At 67.2% G+C, this 13,128-nt stretch carries 11 protein-coding genes; 3 read left to right on the top strand and 8 right to left on the bottom strand.

The window, feature by feature from the left end:
- Window position 1: 1 nt before the first annotated feature.
- From OHZ10_RS31400 to OHZ10_RS31370, 7 genes are all read right to left on the bottom strand, one after another.
- Complete coding sequence (locus OHZ10_RS31400) at window positions 2–1,384, bottom strand: amidohydrolase family protein (protein ID WP_342705313.1); 1,383 nt, start codon at window positions 1,382–1,384, stop codon at window positions 2–4.
- A gap of 87 nt (window positions 1,385–1,471) precedes the next feature.
- Entirely contained in the window at window positions 1,472–2,845 is a 1,374-nt protein-coding gene (locus tag OHZ10_RS31395; protein ID WP_256087233.1) for a nucleobase:cation symporter-2 family protein, read from the bottom strand.
- Window positions 2,846–2,906: 61 nt separating this feature from the next.
- Window positions 2,907–4,028 carry a GTP-binding protein gene (locus tag OHZ10_RS31390; RefSeq protein WP_342705312.1) on the bottom strand — a complete coding sequence of 374 codons (1,122 nt, stop codon included), beginning with the start codon at window positions 4,026–4,028 and terminating at the stop codon, window positions 2,907–2,909.
- Complete coding sequence (locus tag OHZ10_RS31385) at window positions 4,025–4,639, bottom strand: UbiX family flavin prenyltransferase (protein WP_174992497.1); 615 nt, start codon at window positions 4,637–4,639, stop codon at window positions 4,025–4,027. The genes OHZ10_RS31390 and OHZ10_RS31385 overlap by 4 nt, the downstream gene beginning before the upstream one ends.
- Window positions 4,636–6,030, bottom strand: a complete 1,395-nt coding sequence (locus tag OHZ10_RS31380; RefSeq protein WP_342705311.1) for a UbiD family decarboxylase — start codon at window positions 6,028–6,030, stop codon at window positions 4,636–4,638. The genes OHZ10_RS31385 and OHZ10_RS31380 overlap by 4 nt, the downstream gene beginning before the upstream one ends.
- An 81-nt stretch (window positions 6,031–6,111) precedes the next feature.
- Window positions 6,112–7,017 (bottom strand): amidohydrolase family protein, encoded by a 906-nt coding sequence (locus OHZ10_RS31375; protein WP_059239348.1) that lies wholly within the window; start codon window positions 7,015–7,017, stop codon window positions 6,112–6,114.
- Between the two features lie 34 nt (window positions 7,018–7,051).
- Window positions 7,052–7,954, bottom strand: coding sequence for an amidohydrolase family protein (locus OHZ10_RS31370; RefSeq protein ID WP_011354246.1), 903 nt, complete (start codon window positions 7,952–7,954; stop codon window positions 7,052–7,054).
- 242 nt (window positions 7,955–8,196) lie between these two features.
- Between OHZ10_RS31370 and OHZ10_RS31365 the strand changes: the two genes are divergently transcribed.
- Entirely contained in the window at window positions 8,197–9,087 is an 891-nt protein-coding gene (locus tag OHZ10_RS31365) for a LysR substrate-binding domain-containing protein (RefSeq protein ID WP_342705310.1), read from the top strand.
- A gap of 9 nt (window positions 9,088–9,096) precedes the next feature.
- On the opposite strand, the gene OHZ10_RS31360 is transcribed toward OHZ10_RS31365, so the two are convergent.
- Window positions 9,097–9,990, bottom strand: coding sequence for a LysR substrate-binding domain-containing protein (locus tag OHZ10_RS31360; RefSeq protein ID WP_059239352.1), 894 nt, complete (start codon window positions 9,988–9,990; stop codon window positions 9,097–9,099).
- A gap of 129 nt (window positions 9,991–10,119) precedes the next feature.
- On the opposite strand from OHZ10_RS31360, the gene OHZ10_RS31355 reads away from it, so the two are divergent.
- Both OHZ10_RS31355 and OHZ10_RS31350 read left to right on the top strand, forming a co-directional pair.
- Window positions 10,120–10,614 (top strand): (2Fe-2S)-binding protein, encoded by a 495-nt coding sequence (locus OHZ10_RS31355; protein ID WP_059239354.1) that lies wholly within the window; start codon window positions 10,120–10,122, stop codon window positions 10,612–10,614.
- Between the two features lies 1 nt (window position 10,615).
- Window positions 10,616–12,862: a xanthine dehydrogenase family protein molybdopterin-binding subunit gene (locus OHZ10_RS31350; protein ID WP_342705309.1), complete on the top strand. Its 2,247-nt coding sequence runs from the start codon at window positions 10,616–10,618 to the stop codon at window positions 12,860–12,862.
- Window positions 12,863–13,128: the final 266 nt, after the last annotated feature.

Here is a 13,128-nt window from a genome sequence, read left to right as displayed (position 1 = left end):
GTCAGTCGAGCAGCTGCCGTACCGCATCGACCGCCTCGCGGCGCAGCGCCGCGAGGTCGAGGCCCCGAATCTCGCCGTTATCCACCACGACGCGGCCGTTCACGATGGTGTACTTCACCGGCGCCGGTTCGCCGGCCGCAACCGGCGCGATCGCATCGTCGTGGAAGCCGTTGAAGCGCGGGCCGCTCACGTCGTATAGCACGAGATCGGCGGCCTGTCCGACGGCGAGCGTGCCGACCGCCTCCAGCCCGAGCACGCGCGCGCCGCCCTGCGTGCCCCAGTGCAGCACGCCCTCGACGGTGGTGGCCGACGCACCATGCGCCGCGCGGTGCACGAGCCACGCGAAATTCGCTTCGTGCGTCATGCTGCCCGATTCGTTCGACGCAACACCGTCGACGCCGAGCGACACCGGCACGCCGGCCGCCGCCATGCGCGGCGCGGGTGCAATGCCGCTGCCGAGTCGCGCGTTGCTGACGGGGCAGTGCGAGCAGCCGGTGCCCGTTTCCGCCAGCATCGCGATCTCGCTTGCTTCGAGATGGACCAGGTGCGCGAACCACACATCCGGGCCGAGCCATTCGTGTTCGGCGACGAATTCGACGGGCAGCTTGCCGAAGCGCTCGCGGCAGAAATCGACGTAGCGCGTCGTCTCCGACAAATGCGAATGCAGCCGCAGGCCCATGCCGCGCGCCGCACGCGCGACTTCGGGCAGCAGGCCGGGCGGCAGCGAGAAGGTCGGCGTCGTCGGTGCGACGACCACGCGGCGCATCGATGCCGCGCCTGCATCGTGATAGCGCGCCTTGAGCCGCTCGATATCCGCGAGCATCTGGTCGAGCGTCTCGGGCTGCAGCGCGGTGCCGGCGAAGCCCGGGTGATCGCCGGCCGCCTGCAGTGCACCGCCGCGGCACAGCACGAAGCGCATTCCGAAGCTGGCCGCTTCGTCGAACAGCAGGTCGCCGGTCTCGGTCGTGCCGTTCGCGTGATACAGATAGTGATGGTCGGCGCAGGTCGTCACGCCGGACAGCAGCAGCTCCGCGAAGCCGAGCCGAGCCGCGATGCGTGCCAGTTCCGGCGTGAAGCGCGCGACGCGCGGATACGGCACGGCCGCGAGCCATTCCTGCAGGTCCGCGTTGATGCCGGCCGGCACGCCCTTCAGCAGGTTCTGGAACAGGTGATGATGCGTGTTGATCCAGCCCGGATAAACGACGCAATGGCTTGCATCGATCACGCGTTCGCCGGGCAGCGGCGCGAGACGGGGCGCGATTGCGTCGATCCTGCCGTCGCGGATGCGCAGGTCGGCCTGGCCGAGCCGCGCGGCGTCGCCGGCGCGGCCGCTCATGACCGCGATCGGGTTGCGGATCAGCAGCGAAGAAGAAGGAACGCTCATGGTCGGGTCTCCTCGGAGTCGGATGGTCGGGTCGTTATGCGTCAGGCGCCGCGCGCAGGCACGATGCCGCGCGCGGCAGGAAGCCGGTCAGTCGCACTCGCGCGCCATCGGGCTGCGGTGCGCGGCGTCGGCATGGGCGTGCGATTCAACGGGCGCCGCCGCCGGCACGCCGTTGAGCAAGGCATTGAGCAGGACCGACACGAGGCACGCGAGCACGACGCCGCTGTGCAGGAACGGCTGCGTCCAGTCGGGCATGTGCGCGAACACCTTCGGCGCCATCACCGGAATCAGCGCGGTGGCGATCGTGAAGCCGACGATCAGCACGTTGTAGCGGTTGTTCTCGAAATCGACTTTCGCGAGCGTCTGCACGCCGGCCGCCACCACCACGCCGAACATCGCGATGCCCGCGCCGCCGAGCGCGGCCGACGGCGTGGACGCGACGATCGCGCCGATCTTCGGTACCAGCGCGACGACGCACATCAGCACGCCGCTGACCGCGACGATCCAGCGGCTGCGCACGCCGGTCAGGATCACGAGCCCGACGTTCTCCATGAACGCGATGAACGGGAACGCGGCGAAGGTGCCGGCGATCGCGCTCGCGACGCCGTTCGCACGCAGCCCGCGCACGACATCCTCCTCGCTCACCTGCTTCTCGACGATGTCGCCGATCGCGACGAACAGGCCCATCGATTCGACCATCTGCACGATCATCACGACGACCATCGTCAGCACCGGCACGATCGCGAACACCGGCGTGCCGAAGTGGAACGGGTAGGGCACGGTGAACCACGGCGCGGCCGCGACGTTGGTGAAGTTGCCCATTCCGAGCGCGATCGCGAGCAGGCTGCCGGCGACGAGCCCGATCAGCACCGACAGGTTGCGCAGGAACGCGTTCGCGAAGCGGTTGACCGCGAGGATCACGACCGCGACGACGAGCGCGACCGCGAGGAACGACAGCTCGCCGAACTGCAGCTTCGCCGCGTCGCCGCCGCCCGCCCATTGATACGCGACCGGAAACAGCTGCAACCCGATCACGGTGACGATGCAGCCCGTCACGACCGGCGGGAACAGGCGGCGCAGCCGGCCGACCAGCGGCGCCGCGAAGGTCGTGATGATGCCCGCGCCGATCACCGCGCCGCACACGCCGGCGAACCCCACGCCCGGCGTCATGCCGATCGCGATCACGGGGCCGACGCTGCTGAACGCGACGCCCTGCAGGATCGGCAGCCGCACGCCGAGCTTCCAGATGCCGACCGTCTGCAGGATCGTCGAGATGCCGGAACAGAACAGCGCGGTGCTGATCAGCACGGTCGTGTCGGCGGGCGACATCTTCAGCGCCGACGCGACGATCAGCGGCACCGCGATCGCGCCGATGTAGGCGACGAGCATGTGCTGCAGGCCGAGCGTCAGCATCTGGCGGCGCGGCAGGACCCGATCGACGGGATGTGAAGCAGAGTTCATGGGCGTGTCTCCTGAGGTTCGTTATCGGGCGGGCGCATGGCGCGCCCGCCTGGCGTGCCCGTCAGGCCGCGACCGGCGCGGCGAGACAGGCATGGAAACGGTCGGTCAGCGCGGCGCGATCGAGATCGCGGCCGATGAAAACGATGCGCGACGAGCGCGGCTCGCACCCCCACGCCTGTGCGGCGCGCAGTTCGATGACGCCGTGCACGCCCTGCAGCACGTAGCGCTGCGCGCGGCCCTGCACGGCGAGGATGCCTTTCATCCGGAACAGGTTTGCGGTGTCGGCACGGCGCAGCTCGCCGAGCCACGCTTCGAGTGCGTCGAGATCGACGTCCGATTCGACTTCGATGCCGACCGACGACACGCTTTCGTCGTGCTCGTGATGGTCGTGGTCTTCGTCGTGTGCGTGCGCGGCGTGACTGTCGTGCGCATGGTCGTCGTGTTCGTCGTGGCCATGCTCGTGCACGTGTTCGTCCGCATGCGGCGCATCGGCGTGCAGCCCGTCGCTCTCGACGAGGATCTGCGCGAATTCGTTCGCGCCGATCCCGAGGATGCGGTCGAGATCGACCTGCGCGTAGCTCGACGTGACGATCTCGGCCGTCGTGTTCAGCTCGCGCAGCCGTGCGGTCAGCGCATCGACGTCCGGTGTGTCGACGAGATCGACCTTGTTGATCACGATCCGGTCTGCGCAAACGATCTGGTCGACGGCCTGGTTGTCGCGGCCGTCGAGCACGAGATCGTCGAGGTGCGCGCGGATATGCTTCGCGTCGACCATCGTGACCACCGCGTCGAGTGCGACCTCCTTCGCGATCGGATCGTCGAGGAAGAAGGTTTGCGCGACCGGGTACGGATCGGCGAGCCCGCTCGTCTCGACGATGATGTGATCGAGCCGGTCGGGCCGTGCGACAAGCATCCGCACGATGCGCACGAGATCCTCGCGCACCGCGCCGACGCAGCACACGCAACCGTTCGTCATCTCGTAGATTTCCTCGGTCGATTCGAGCACGAGGCCGCCGTCGATGCCGATCTCGCCGAACTCGTTCTCGATCACCGCGATCTTGCGGCCGTGCTTCTCGCGCAGGATGTAGTTCAGCAGCGTGGTCTTGCCCGCGCCGAGAAAGCCCGTGAGCACGGTGACCGGAATCTTTTCGACGTCGCTGTGGGTGGTGTGGATGTGGGTCATGATGCGTCTCCGTTGAGTCGGTTGGGCTGCGGATTGGGCAGGGATTCGCTTTCTTTCCAGCGATGGACGGTGCGGGAATCGAGGTCGAACAGGTCGAGCACGCGGCCGAGCGTGTGGTCGATCATCTGGTCGAGCGAAGCAGGGCGCGCGTAGAACGCCGGCACGGGGGGTGCGACGATCGCGCCCATCTCCGTGACGGCGGCCATGTTGCGCAGGTGCGTGAGCGTGTACGGCGTCTCGCGTGCGAGCAGTACGAGCCGGCGGCGCTCCTTCAGCACGACGTCGGCCGCGCGCGAGATCAGGCCGGATGAAAGGCCGCTCGCGATTTCGGCGAGCGTCTTCATCGAGCACGGCGCGACGATCATCCCGAGCGTGCGGAACGAGCCGCTCGAAATCGGCGCGGCGATGTCGTCGCTGCGGTACAGCACACTGGCGAGCGCCGTGATGTCGGACAGCTTGAAGTCGGTCTCGTGCGCCATCGTCAGCGCGGCGGCGCGCGATACGACCACGTGCGTCTCGATGTCGAGATCGCGCAGCAGCGCGAGCAGCCGCATCCCGTACACGAAGCCGGATGCGCCGCTGATGCCGACCACGAGCCGCCGCGCGCTCATCGCGTGGCTCCGCCGAGTTGCGCGATGACTTGCGTGGCACGCTGCACCGCGGCGTCGCCGACGCGTGCGCGTATGCCGTCGAAGCGCGAGCCGCGCGTCGCGTCGATGCCCATCCGCGACGTCGTGCCGTCTGCCGACGACGACGGATCGAGCGGGCTGCCGGGCAGGCCGTCGACGACGAACAGGTCGCGGTGCGGCTGGAAGTGCGTCGCGATCGCCCACAGCACCTGCGCGTCGTCGGCGATGTCGATGTCGCTGTCGACCGCGACGACGTTCTTCAGGTACGGGTCCCAGCCGAGCAGTGCGAGCATGATCTGGCGCGCTTCGCCGTCGCGCGACTGCTTCAGCGCGACGTAACAGTGGAAGTGCGTGCCGGAGTTCGGATAATGGATCGCGGTGACCGACGGAAAGCGCGCTTTCAGCTTCTCGCTCATCTCGGCTTCGCGCGGCAGCCGCGCGAGCGTCAGATGTTCCGCGTACGGGCCGCCGACCACGTCGACGAGCCATGCATCGTTGCGCCGCATCATCGCGTCGATGCGCAGCACGTTGTTGGTCGAACGGTCTGACGAATAGCCGGTGAATTCGCCGAACGGGCCTTCTTCGGCATGCGCGTCGGGATCGATCGTGCCTTCGAGCACGAACTCCGCGGCAGCGGGCACGCCGATACCGTGACGCGGCGTGCGCACGAGTTGCAGCGGCGCGCCGAACAGCCCGCCGGCGATTGCTCGCTCGTCCGCGCCGAACGGCACGCGCGCGGCGGCCGCGAGCATGAACAGCGGATGCGCGCCGATCACCATCGCAACGTTCAGCGTGTCGCCGCGCGCCTTCGCTGTTTGAAGCATCCGCCACAGGTGACCGCGCGAATGCAGGCTCGTCGCCAGCGCGTTGCGAGCATGCGGCATCGAGCGGTGGTAACTGAGGTTCGCGACGCCCGTCGCCGGATCTTCGGCGACGATCACCGCGTTGGTCACGTATGGGCCGCGATCGGTTTCGAAGTGGCGGATCATCGGCAACTGCGCAATGTCGACCGCGTCGCCTTCGACCACTTGATCGAGCACAGGACCGTGCGGCACGACGACCGGCGCGATGGGGGCGTTTGCGCGCTGCTGCCAGGCGTCGAACAACCCGTTCGCATCGACGCCGAACAACCGGCCGATGCGTGTGCGGGAGGCAAATACGTTGGTGACGAGCGGCGTCGACAGCCCGTCGACGCGTTCGCAGACGAGCATGTCATGCCGGCCGCGCGCGGCAAGCGACGCGACGACGGCCGTGACGTCCTGGTCGGCGGACAGCGGCTGCCCGATCGTCAGCACGTCGTCCGGAAAGCGTTCGCGATACGCGTTCGCGAAGTGGTGGAAATCCTGCTGCTCGGTGAAAAGACTGGACGCCATGATGCACTCCGTCGGATGCGGGAGAGGAACGGCCGGACCGCGCGCATGCCGGCGGCGGCACGCGATCCGGCTGCCGGCGCGCTACAGGTAGGTCGACGTCAGGCGCTTCTGCGCTTCGTCGAGATCCTTCGGCGGCTTGGTCGGCTCGATGCCGACGAGGCGGGCGATGTTGTTGCCCATGTAGTCCTCGAGTCCGTCCTCGTCGAGATCCATCCCCTGCGGCGCGGGCCCGCACAGCATCTCCAGTTCGCGCAGCCACATGCCGGGTTCGTTCGGCGGCGAATCGGTGCCGAACACGATCTTGTTGCGCGGCAGCTCGCGCGCGAACTCGACGATGCGCGACTGGTAGCACCAGCCCGATTCGCAGTACACGTTCGGTGTGTCCATCGCCATCCAGAACGCCTCGAACGAGTAGTTGCCGCCCGTCTGGATGCCGAAGTGACCGATGATGAAGTTCACCATCGGAAACTCGCGGATGATCGGGTAGAACTGCGTCGGGATCGTGTACGGCCCGTCGCCGGTGTGGATCAGCACGACGATGTTGTACTTCGCGCAGACCTTCATCGCGGGGCGCAGCCAGTCGAGCGCGCGATCGGGCCGGTAGCCGTGCATGTTCGCGTGCAGCTTCACCATCTTGAAGCCGTATTCCCTGATGTGGAATTCGAGCTCCGCCGCGCCGTTTTCCGGGCCCCAGCGCGGGTTGTACGTGAAGTTGCCGATGAAGCGGTCCGGGTACTTCTGCGTGAGTTCGGCGATATACGCCATGTAGTCGCGGATGCCGTCGCGGCCGCGGCGGTTGCCGTCGCGATAGCCGGTATTGCCCGGCGGCGGCTGGATGAAACCCATGTCGATGCGGCGCGGCTTGCCGTTGATGATGTACGGGCCGTCCATCATCTTCAGCAGGCGTTCGCCGGTGAACGGCTCGCCGGTGTGGCGCCACGCCTCGTCGACGAGGTTGGTCGGGTGCAGGTGCGTATCGATGATCATGCAATGCTCCGGAATCGGGGGAGAGGGGCGCGCGTCACGCGGCGAGCAACGCTTTCGCTTCGTCGACGGTGCGCGGCGCGGGCGTCGGTTCGAGGCCGATCATTCGCGCGGTGTTGTTGCCGAGGTAATCCTCGAGCGTGTCCTCGTCGAGATTCATCCCTTGCGGCGGGTCGAAGCAGAGCACTTCGAGCAGGCGCAGCCACATGCCCGGTTCGTTCGGCGGCGTGTCGGAGCCGAACAGGATCTTGTGTTTCGGCAGCACCTTCGCGAATTCGACGATGCGCGACTGCAGGCACCAGCCCGATTCGCAGTACACGTTCGGCAGATCCATCGCGAGCTGGAACGGCTCGAAGCAGTAGACGCCGCCCGTCTGTACGCCGAAGTGCGCCATGATGAAATTGACGGTCGGGAATTCCTTGATCATCGGCACCCACTCGGTCGGGATGCTGTACGGGCCGTCGCCGGTGTGCAGCTTCACGAGCACGCCGAGTTCCGCGCATTTCTTCAGCGCGGGGCGCAGCCAGTCGAGCGCGCGGTCGGGCCGGTACGCGTGCATGTTGGCCTGGAACTGCACCATCTTGAAGCCGAGCTTGCGCACGTAGTGATCGATCGCGTTGACGCCGTTCTCCACGCCGCAGCGCGGGTTGTACACGAAGCAGCCGATGAAGCGGTCGGGGTGCTTGCGCACCATCTCGACCGTGTACGCCATGTACGCGTCGATCGATTCGGTGCCCGACTTTTCGCCGTCGGTATAGGTATAGATGGTGTTGCCTTGCGGCGGCTGGATGAACGCCTTGTCGACGCGGCGCGGCTTGCCGTTGATGAGGAACGGGCCGTTCATCGTCTCGATCAGGCGTTCGCCGGTGAACGGCGGGCCGTCGTGACGCCACGCGAGGTCGACGAGATTCGTCGGGTAACAGCTGGTGTCGATGATCATCTACTCGATCTCCTTGAGAGGAACCGGAAAAGCCGGTTGCCGGATCGCGGGCAGGCACGTCGATGAAGCGACCCGGTCGGTCGGATTCATGCGGCCCTTTGCAAGGCGCTTTTTTTTCGCGCCTTCCCCTCGCCGGCATCGAGTGACACACTGCGACGTGCACTGCTGCTTGGGACCGAGTGTCACAAGCCGTATGTGCTCTGTACAATATTTTTTACTGACGCTCTTGATACGTTTGCGATATGGACATGCGTGTGTTGCGTTACTTCGCGGTGCTGGCCGACGAACTGCATTTCGGGCGCGCGGCCGCGCGGCTCCATATCTCGCAGCCGCCGCTGAGCCAGCAGATCCGGCTGCTCGAGGAGCAGCTCGGCGCCGCGCTGTTCGTGCGCTCGCAGCATCGCGTCGAGTTGACCGAGGCAGGGAAAACACTGAAGGAGCAGGTGCCGCTGATCGTCGCGCAGTTCGATCGCGCGATCGACCTCACGCGTTGCGCGGGGCGCGGCGAAGTGGGGCGCCTGGCGGTCGGCATCATCAGTTCGGCGATGGTCGCGCCGATCCCGCACGCGTTGCGCGTGTTCGCCGAACGCCATCCGCACGTGCACTGGTCGCTGCACGAGATGACGCCGGCCGCACAGATCGACGCGCTGAAGGAGAAGCGGCTCGACGTGTGTTTCTTCCGGCTGTTCCAGGACGATCCGTCGATCCGCAGCGAGATCGTTGTGCGGGAAACCGCCGTGGCCGTGCTGCCGCCGGGCCATCCGCTCGCTTCACGCGATGCGATCGCGCTCGGCGAGCTGGCCGGAGAGCAGTTCGTGTCGTTCGGCTTGCGGCACTCGCAACTGGCGCGTTTCCTGCAACAGAGTTGCGTCGATGCACGCTTCACGCCGCAAATCGCGCACGAGGTCGTCGAGGTCCATACGCTGCTGTCGCTGGTGCGTGAAGGGCTGGGCGTCGCGCTGCTGCCTGCGTCGTCACGGCAGATTTCGACGGGCGGCGTCACGTTCGTGCCGCTGTTGCCGCCGGAGCTGGAAGTGTCGCTGCAGGCGCGCTACCGCGCGGACGATACGTCGGCGGTGCTCGGTGCGTTTCTTGAAACCGTGCGCGAGGTCGCGGCGGGATTCACGGCCTGACCACGCCGGTCAAGGCGCGAGCGACTGCGCGACCAGCGCACCGATTGCGTCGATCAGCGGCTTCACGCGCGCATGCCGCTCGCGCGGCCAGATCGCATGGAGGTTGTAGTGCGTCGGAATCGCGATCGTGCAGAGTTCGACGAGCCGGCCGTCGCGGCGCGCGTCGGCCGCGAGCAGGCCACGGACCAATCCCGCGCCGAGCCCTGACGCGAGCGTTGCGACGAGTCCCGCCGCGTTGTCGAACACCGCGATCGTCTCGGGTTCGACCGGCTCGAGCCCGGCCGCTTCCAGCCACGGAATCCACGACCGTTTCGTATAGCCGAGCAACGGCAGCTCCAGCACCTGTTCGGGCGCGAGCGGCGCGGTGAGCCCGTAGCGTTCGAGCAGCGCCGGCGCGGCCATCGCGGTCAGCCGGTCGGGGCAGACCAGCGCGCTGTCCACACCTTCCCATTCCCCGTAGCCATAGCGCAGCGCAACATCGACGCGATCGAATGCGTCGCGGTCGTGGCGCGGCGCGGACAGGACCGTCAGCGTCGTGCCGTCGAGCGTGCGCATCAGTTCCGGCAACCGTGCGGGCAGCCAGCCCTGCATCAGTTCCGGATCGACGTCGAGCCGGAGCGACGGCCCGGTCGTGCGGCCTTTCACCGACGACAGCGCGCGATCGATCTGTTCGAGCCCGTCCGACAACTGGTTCGCGAACAGCGTGCCTGCATCGGTCAGGATCACGCGACCGCCGGCGCGGGCGAACAGCGGCTGGCCGATGAATTCCTCGAGCGAGCGGATCTGCTGGCTGATCGCGCTGTGCGTGAGCGCCAGCTGGCGCGCCGCGCTGGAAAAACTGCCGACCCGCGCGGCCTGCAGAAACGCCTGCATCGACTGGATCGAAGGGTATCGCTTGAGCATCTGTTAGTCCGACTGACAGGGATTCGACGAAATGATCGCTGGCGCACCCGCACATCGCGTTTCGATAATGCTCCGAAACCGCGCCACGGACGCGGGCCCACCCCATGAATGCGAATCAGGAGACCGCCCATGATCGACATCGTCGTGAACGATACACGCCATTCGCTCGAGAATGTACCGGAGGATATGCCGTTGCTATGGGTGCTGCGCGACCGGCTCAAGCTCACCGGCACGAAGTTCGGCTGCGGCAAGGGCCTGTGCGGCGCGTGCACCGTGCACCTCGAAGGGCAGGCCGTGCGCGCGTGCCTGATCCCGGCCGCCGCCGCGAACGGGCGGCACGTGACCACGATCGAAGGGCTGTCGCCGGACGGGCGTCATCCGCTGCAGCTCGCGTGGGTGGCCGAGGACGTGCCGCAATGCGGCTATTGCCAGCCGGGGCAGCTGATGCAGGCGGCAGCGTTGCTGAAGGGCGGGCAACCGGTGGACGACGCGGCGATCGTGTCGGCGATGTCGGGCAACATCTGCCGCTGCGGCACGTATGCGCGCATTCATCGCGCGATCAAGCGTGCCGCTTCCGGCGATCCGGCGTCGAAGGCCACCGCCGAACCCGCGAAGGAGGCGTGACATGCGTAACGATCACGCACCGGATACGCCGGGTACCGACGACACGCCGCGCCGGCGTTTTCTCAAACAGAGTTCCGCGTTGCTCGCAGCTGGTATCGCGATCGGCTTCCGGCTGCCCGATGCGATGGCCGCCGGCAAGAACGTGAGCGGCGATCCGCATCCGTCTGCCGGCGAATTCGAGCCGAATGCGTGGGTGCGCGTGTTGCCCGACGACACGATCAAGCTCGTCGTGCACAAGCACGATTCGGGCACCGGTACGCGCACGGCGCTTGCGGCGGTGGTCGCCGAGGAGCTCGACGTCGACCCGTTCCGCGTCGACGTGATCACGCCGGAAGATCCGTTCTTCGCGGACTACATTCACCCGCTGTGGAAGGTGTTCTCGACCGGCGGCAGCACGAGCGTCGCGATGGAGTACGACCGGCTGCGGCGTGCGGGCGCGACTGCGCGCGCGATGCTCGTCGAAGCGGCGGCGCAGCAATGGAGCGTGCCCGCCTCTGCATGTACGACGGCAGACGGTGCCGTGCTGCATGCCGCGAGCGGGCGCCGCGCGACGTACGGCTCGCTCGCGCAAGCGGCCGCGCAGCTGCCGGCGCCGAAGGATGTCGTGCTGAAGGACCCCGCGCAGTTCCGCTACATCGGCAAGCTGCGCAAGAAGCGCGGCGCCGCGCAGAAGGCCGACGGGTCGTTTCCGTACAGCATCGACGTGTCGCTGCCGGGGATGCTGGTCGCGGTCGTCACGCGCGCGCCGATGATCGACGGCCGCGTGCGCAGCGTCGACACGAAGGCCGCGCTCGCGATTCCCGGCGTGCGCGAGGTACTGCAGATTCCGCCGCGCCCCGACGTGCTCGGCGGCAACCAGGCCGGCGTCGCGGTGCTCGCGGACGACTACTGGTCCGCGCATCGCGGGCAGGCCGCGCTGACGATCGAATGGGAGGACAGCCTGTTCGCGACGTTCGACAGCAGCACGCTTGCCGCGCGTCAGGCTGCGTGGGTCGACGATCCCGCCGCGCGCGTCGTGCCGACGATTGCCGACGGCGATCCGGCGAAGGCAAAAGCCGCCGGCGCACGCACGATCGAGGCGTCGTATTCGATGCCGCACAAGGCCGCGAATCCGCTGGAGCCGATCAACATCACCGTGTGGGCGCGCAACGGCGGCATCGAATACTGGGGCGGGTTGCAGGTGCCGTCCACCGCGATGGAAGCGGCCGACGTGATCGGCGGCATTCCCGCGCATCGCGTGACGCTGCACGAACTCGTGTCGGGCGGCAGCTTCGGCGCGCGCGAGTCGAAGTACTGGCTGTTCGAGGCGACCTGGCTCGCGGTGAAGACGGGCAAGCCCGTGAAGCTGATGAACAGCCGCGAGGACGAGATGCGTGCGCTGTTCTATCACGCGGCGAGCTACCACCGCGCACGTGCGGTACTCGACGCGAAGGGCAATCTGGCGTCGCTGTGGCTGCGCGGCGTGATGCCCGCGTCGCCGCAGCAATGGGAGCCCGGCTACCTGGAGCGCACCGACCGGATGGATTTCAGCACGACCGAAGCGATGACCAAGTGGGAGTTCGCGTATTCGGCGCCGCATCGCGACATCGGCTGGATCCGGCTGGAGACGGGCGTGCCGACCGGCTGGTTTCGCGCGGTGAGTTACATCCCCAACGTGTTCGCCGTTGAATCGGTGATGGACGAAGCCGCCCAGGCGGCGAAGCGCGATCCGGTCGAGTTCCGGCTCGCGCACATGCGCGACCGGCCGCGCCATGCGGCCGTGCTGCGCGAAGCCGCGCAGCGCGCAGGATGGGGGCAACCGTTGCCGGATGGCGTTGCGCTCGGCGTGGCGACGAATCAGGCATACGACAGCTATGTCGCGGTGGTCGCGCGAGTCGTGCGCAAGGACGGTGCGGTGACGGTGGAGAAGCTCACGTGCGTGGCCGATTGCGGGATCGCGGTGTCGCCGGCCGGTGTCGACGAGCAACTGTACGGCGGACTGATGTGGGGGCTCGGCCATGCGACGTCCGATCGCATCGATTTCAAGCACGGCCGCGTGCAGCAGTCGAACTTCGATACGTATCGCGTGATGCGGATGAGCGACATGCCCGAGACCGACATACATATCGTTCAGGGCGATCCGGCGAAGCCGGGCGGCGTTGGGGAACTGTCGAGCCCGGCGGTGACGCCTGCGATCGCGAATGCGGTGTTCAGATTGACGGGCAAGCGGTTGCGGGACACGCCGTTCGATCTGTCGGCGATCGCGTAGCGTGCGGGAACGTATGACGTTTGTCGTGCGCGGGCACCCAATCCGCTGATCAATCTGCCGACGTCGACGCCGGATCGACGTCGGCGAACGCATTCGCCGGCATCGTCGTACGGCGGCACCGATTCCGCATACTTTCCGACGTTTTATCGGGTGTTTCCCACTGTTTGGTCATCCGAATTTTTACCTAAGATGAAGAAATCGTGCGCGTTATTCGGTGCCTGCACGCGCACGGAGGGAGACAGGAGGCAGCGCCAGAGCGACGTCAG

The organism is Burkholderia arboris (assembly GCF_038723655.1).
In the GTDB taxonomy this organism is placed as follows: Bacteria; Pseudomonadota; Gammaproteobacteria; order Burkholderiales; family Burkholderiaceae; genus Burkholderia; species Burkholderia arboris.
Note: the sequence above shows the minus strand (reverse complement) of the source record. Positions and strands in the feature narration are given on the sequence as shown.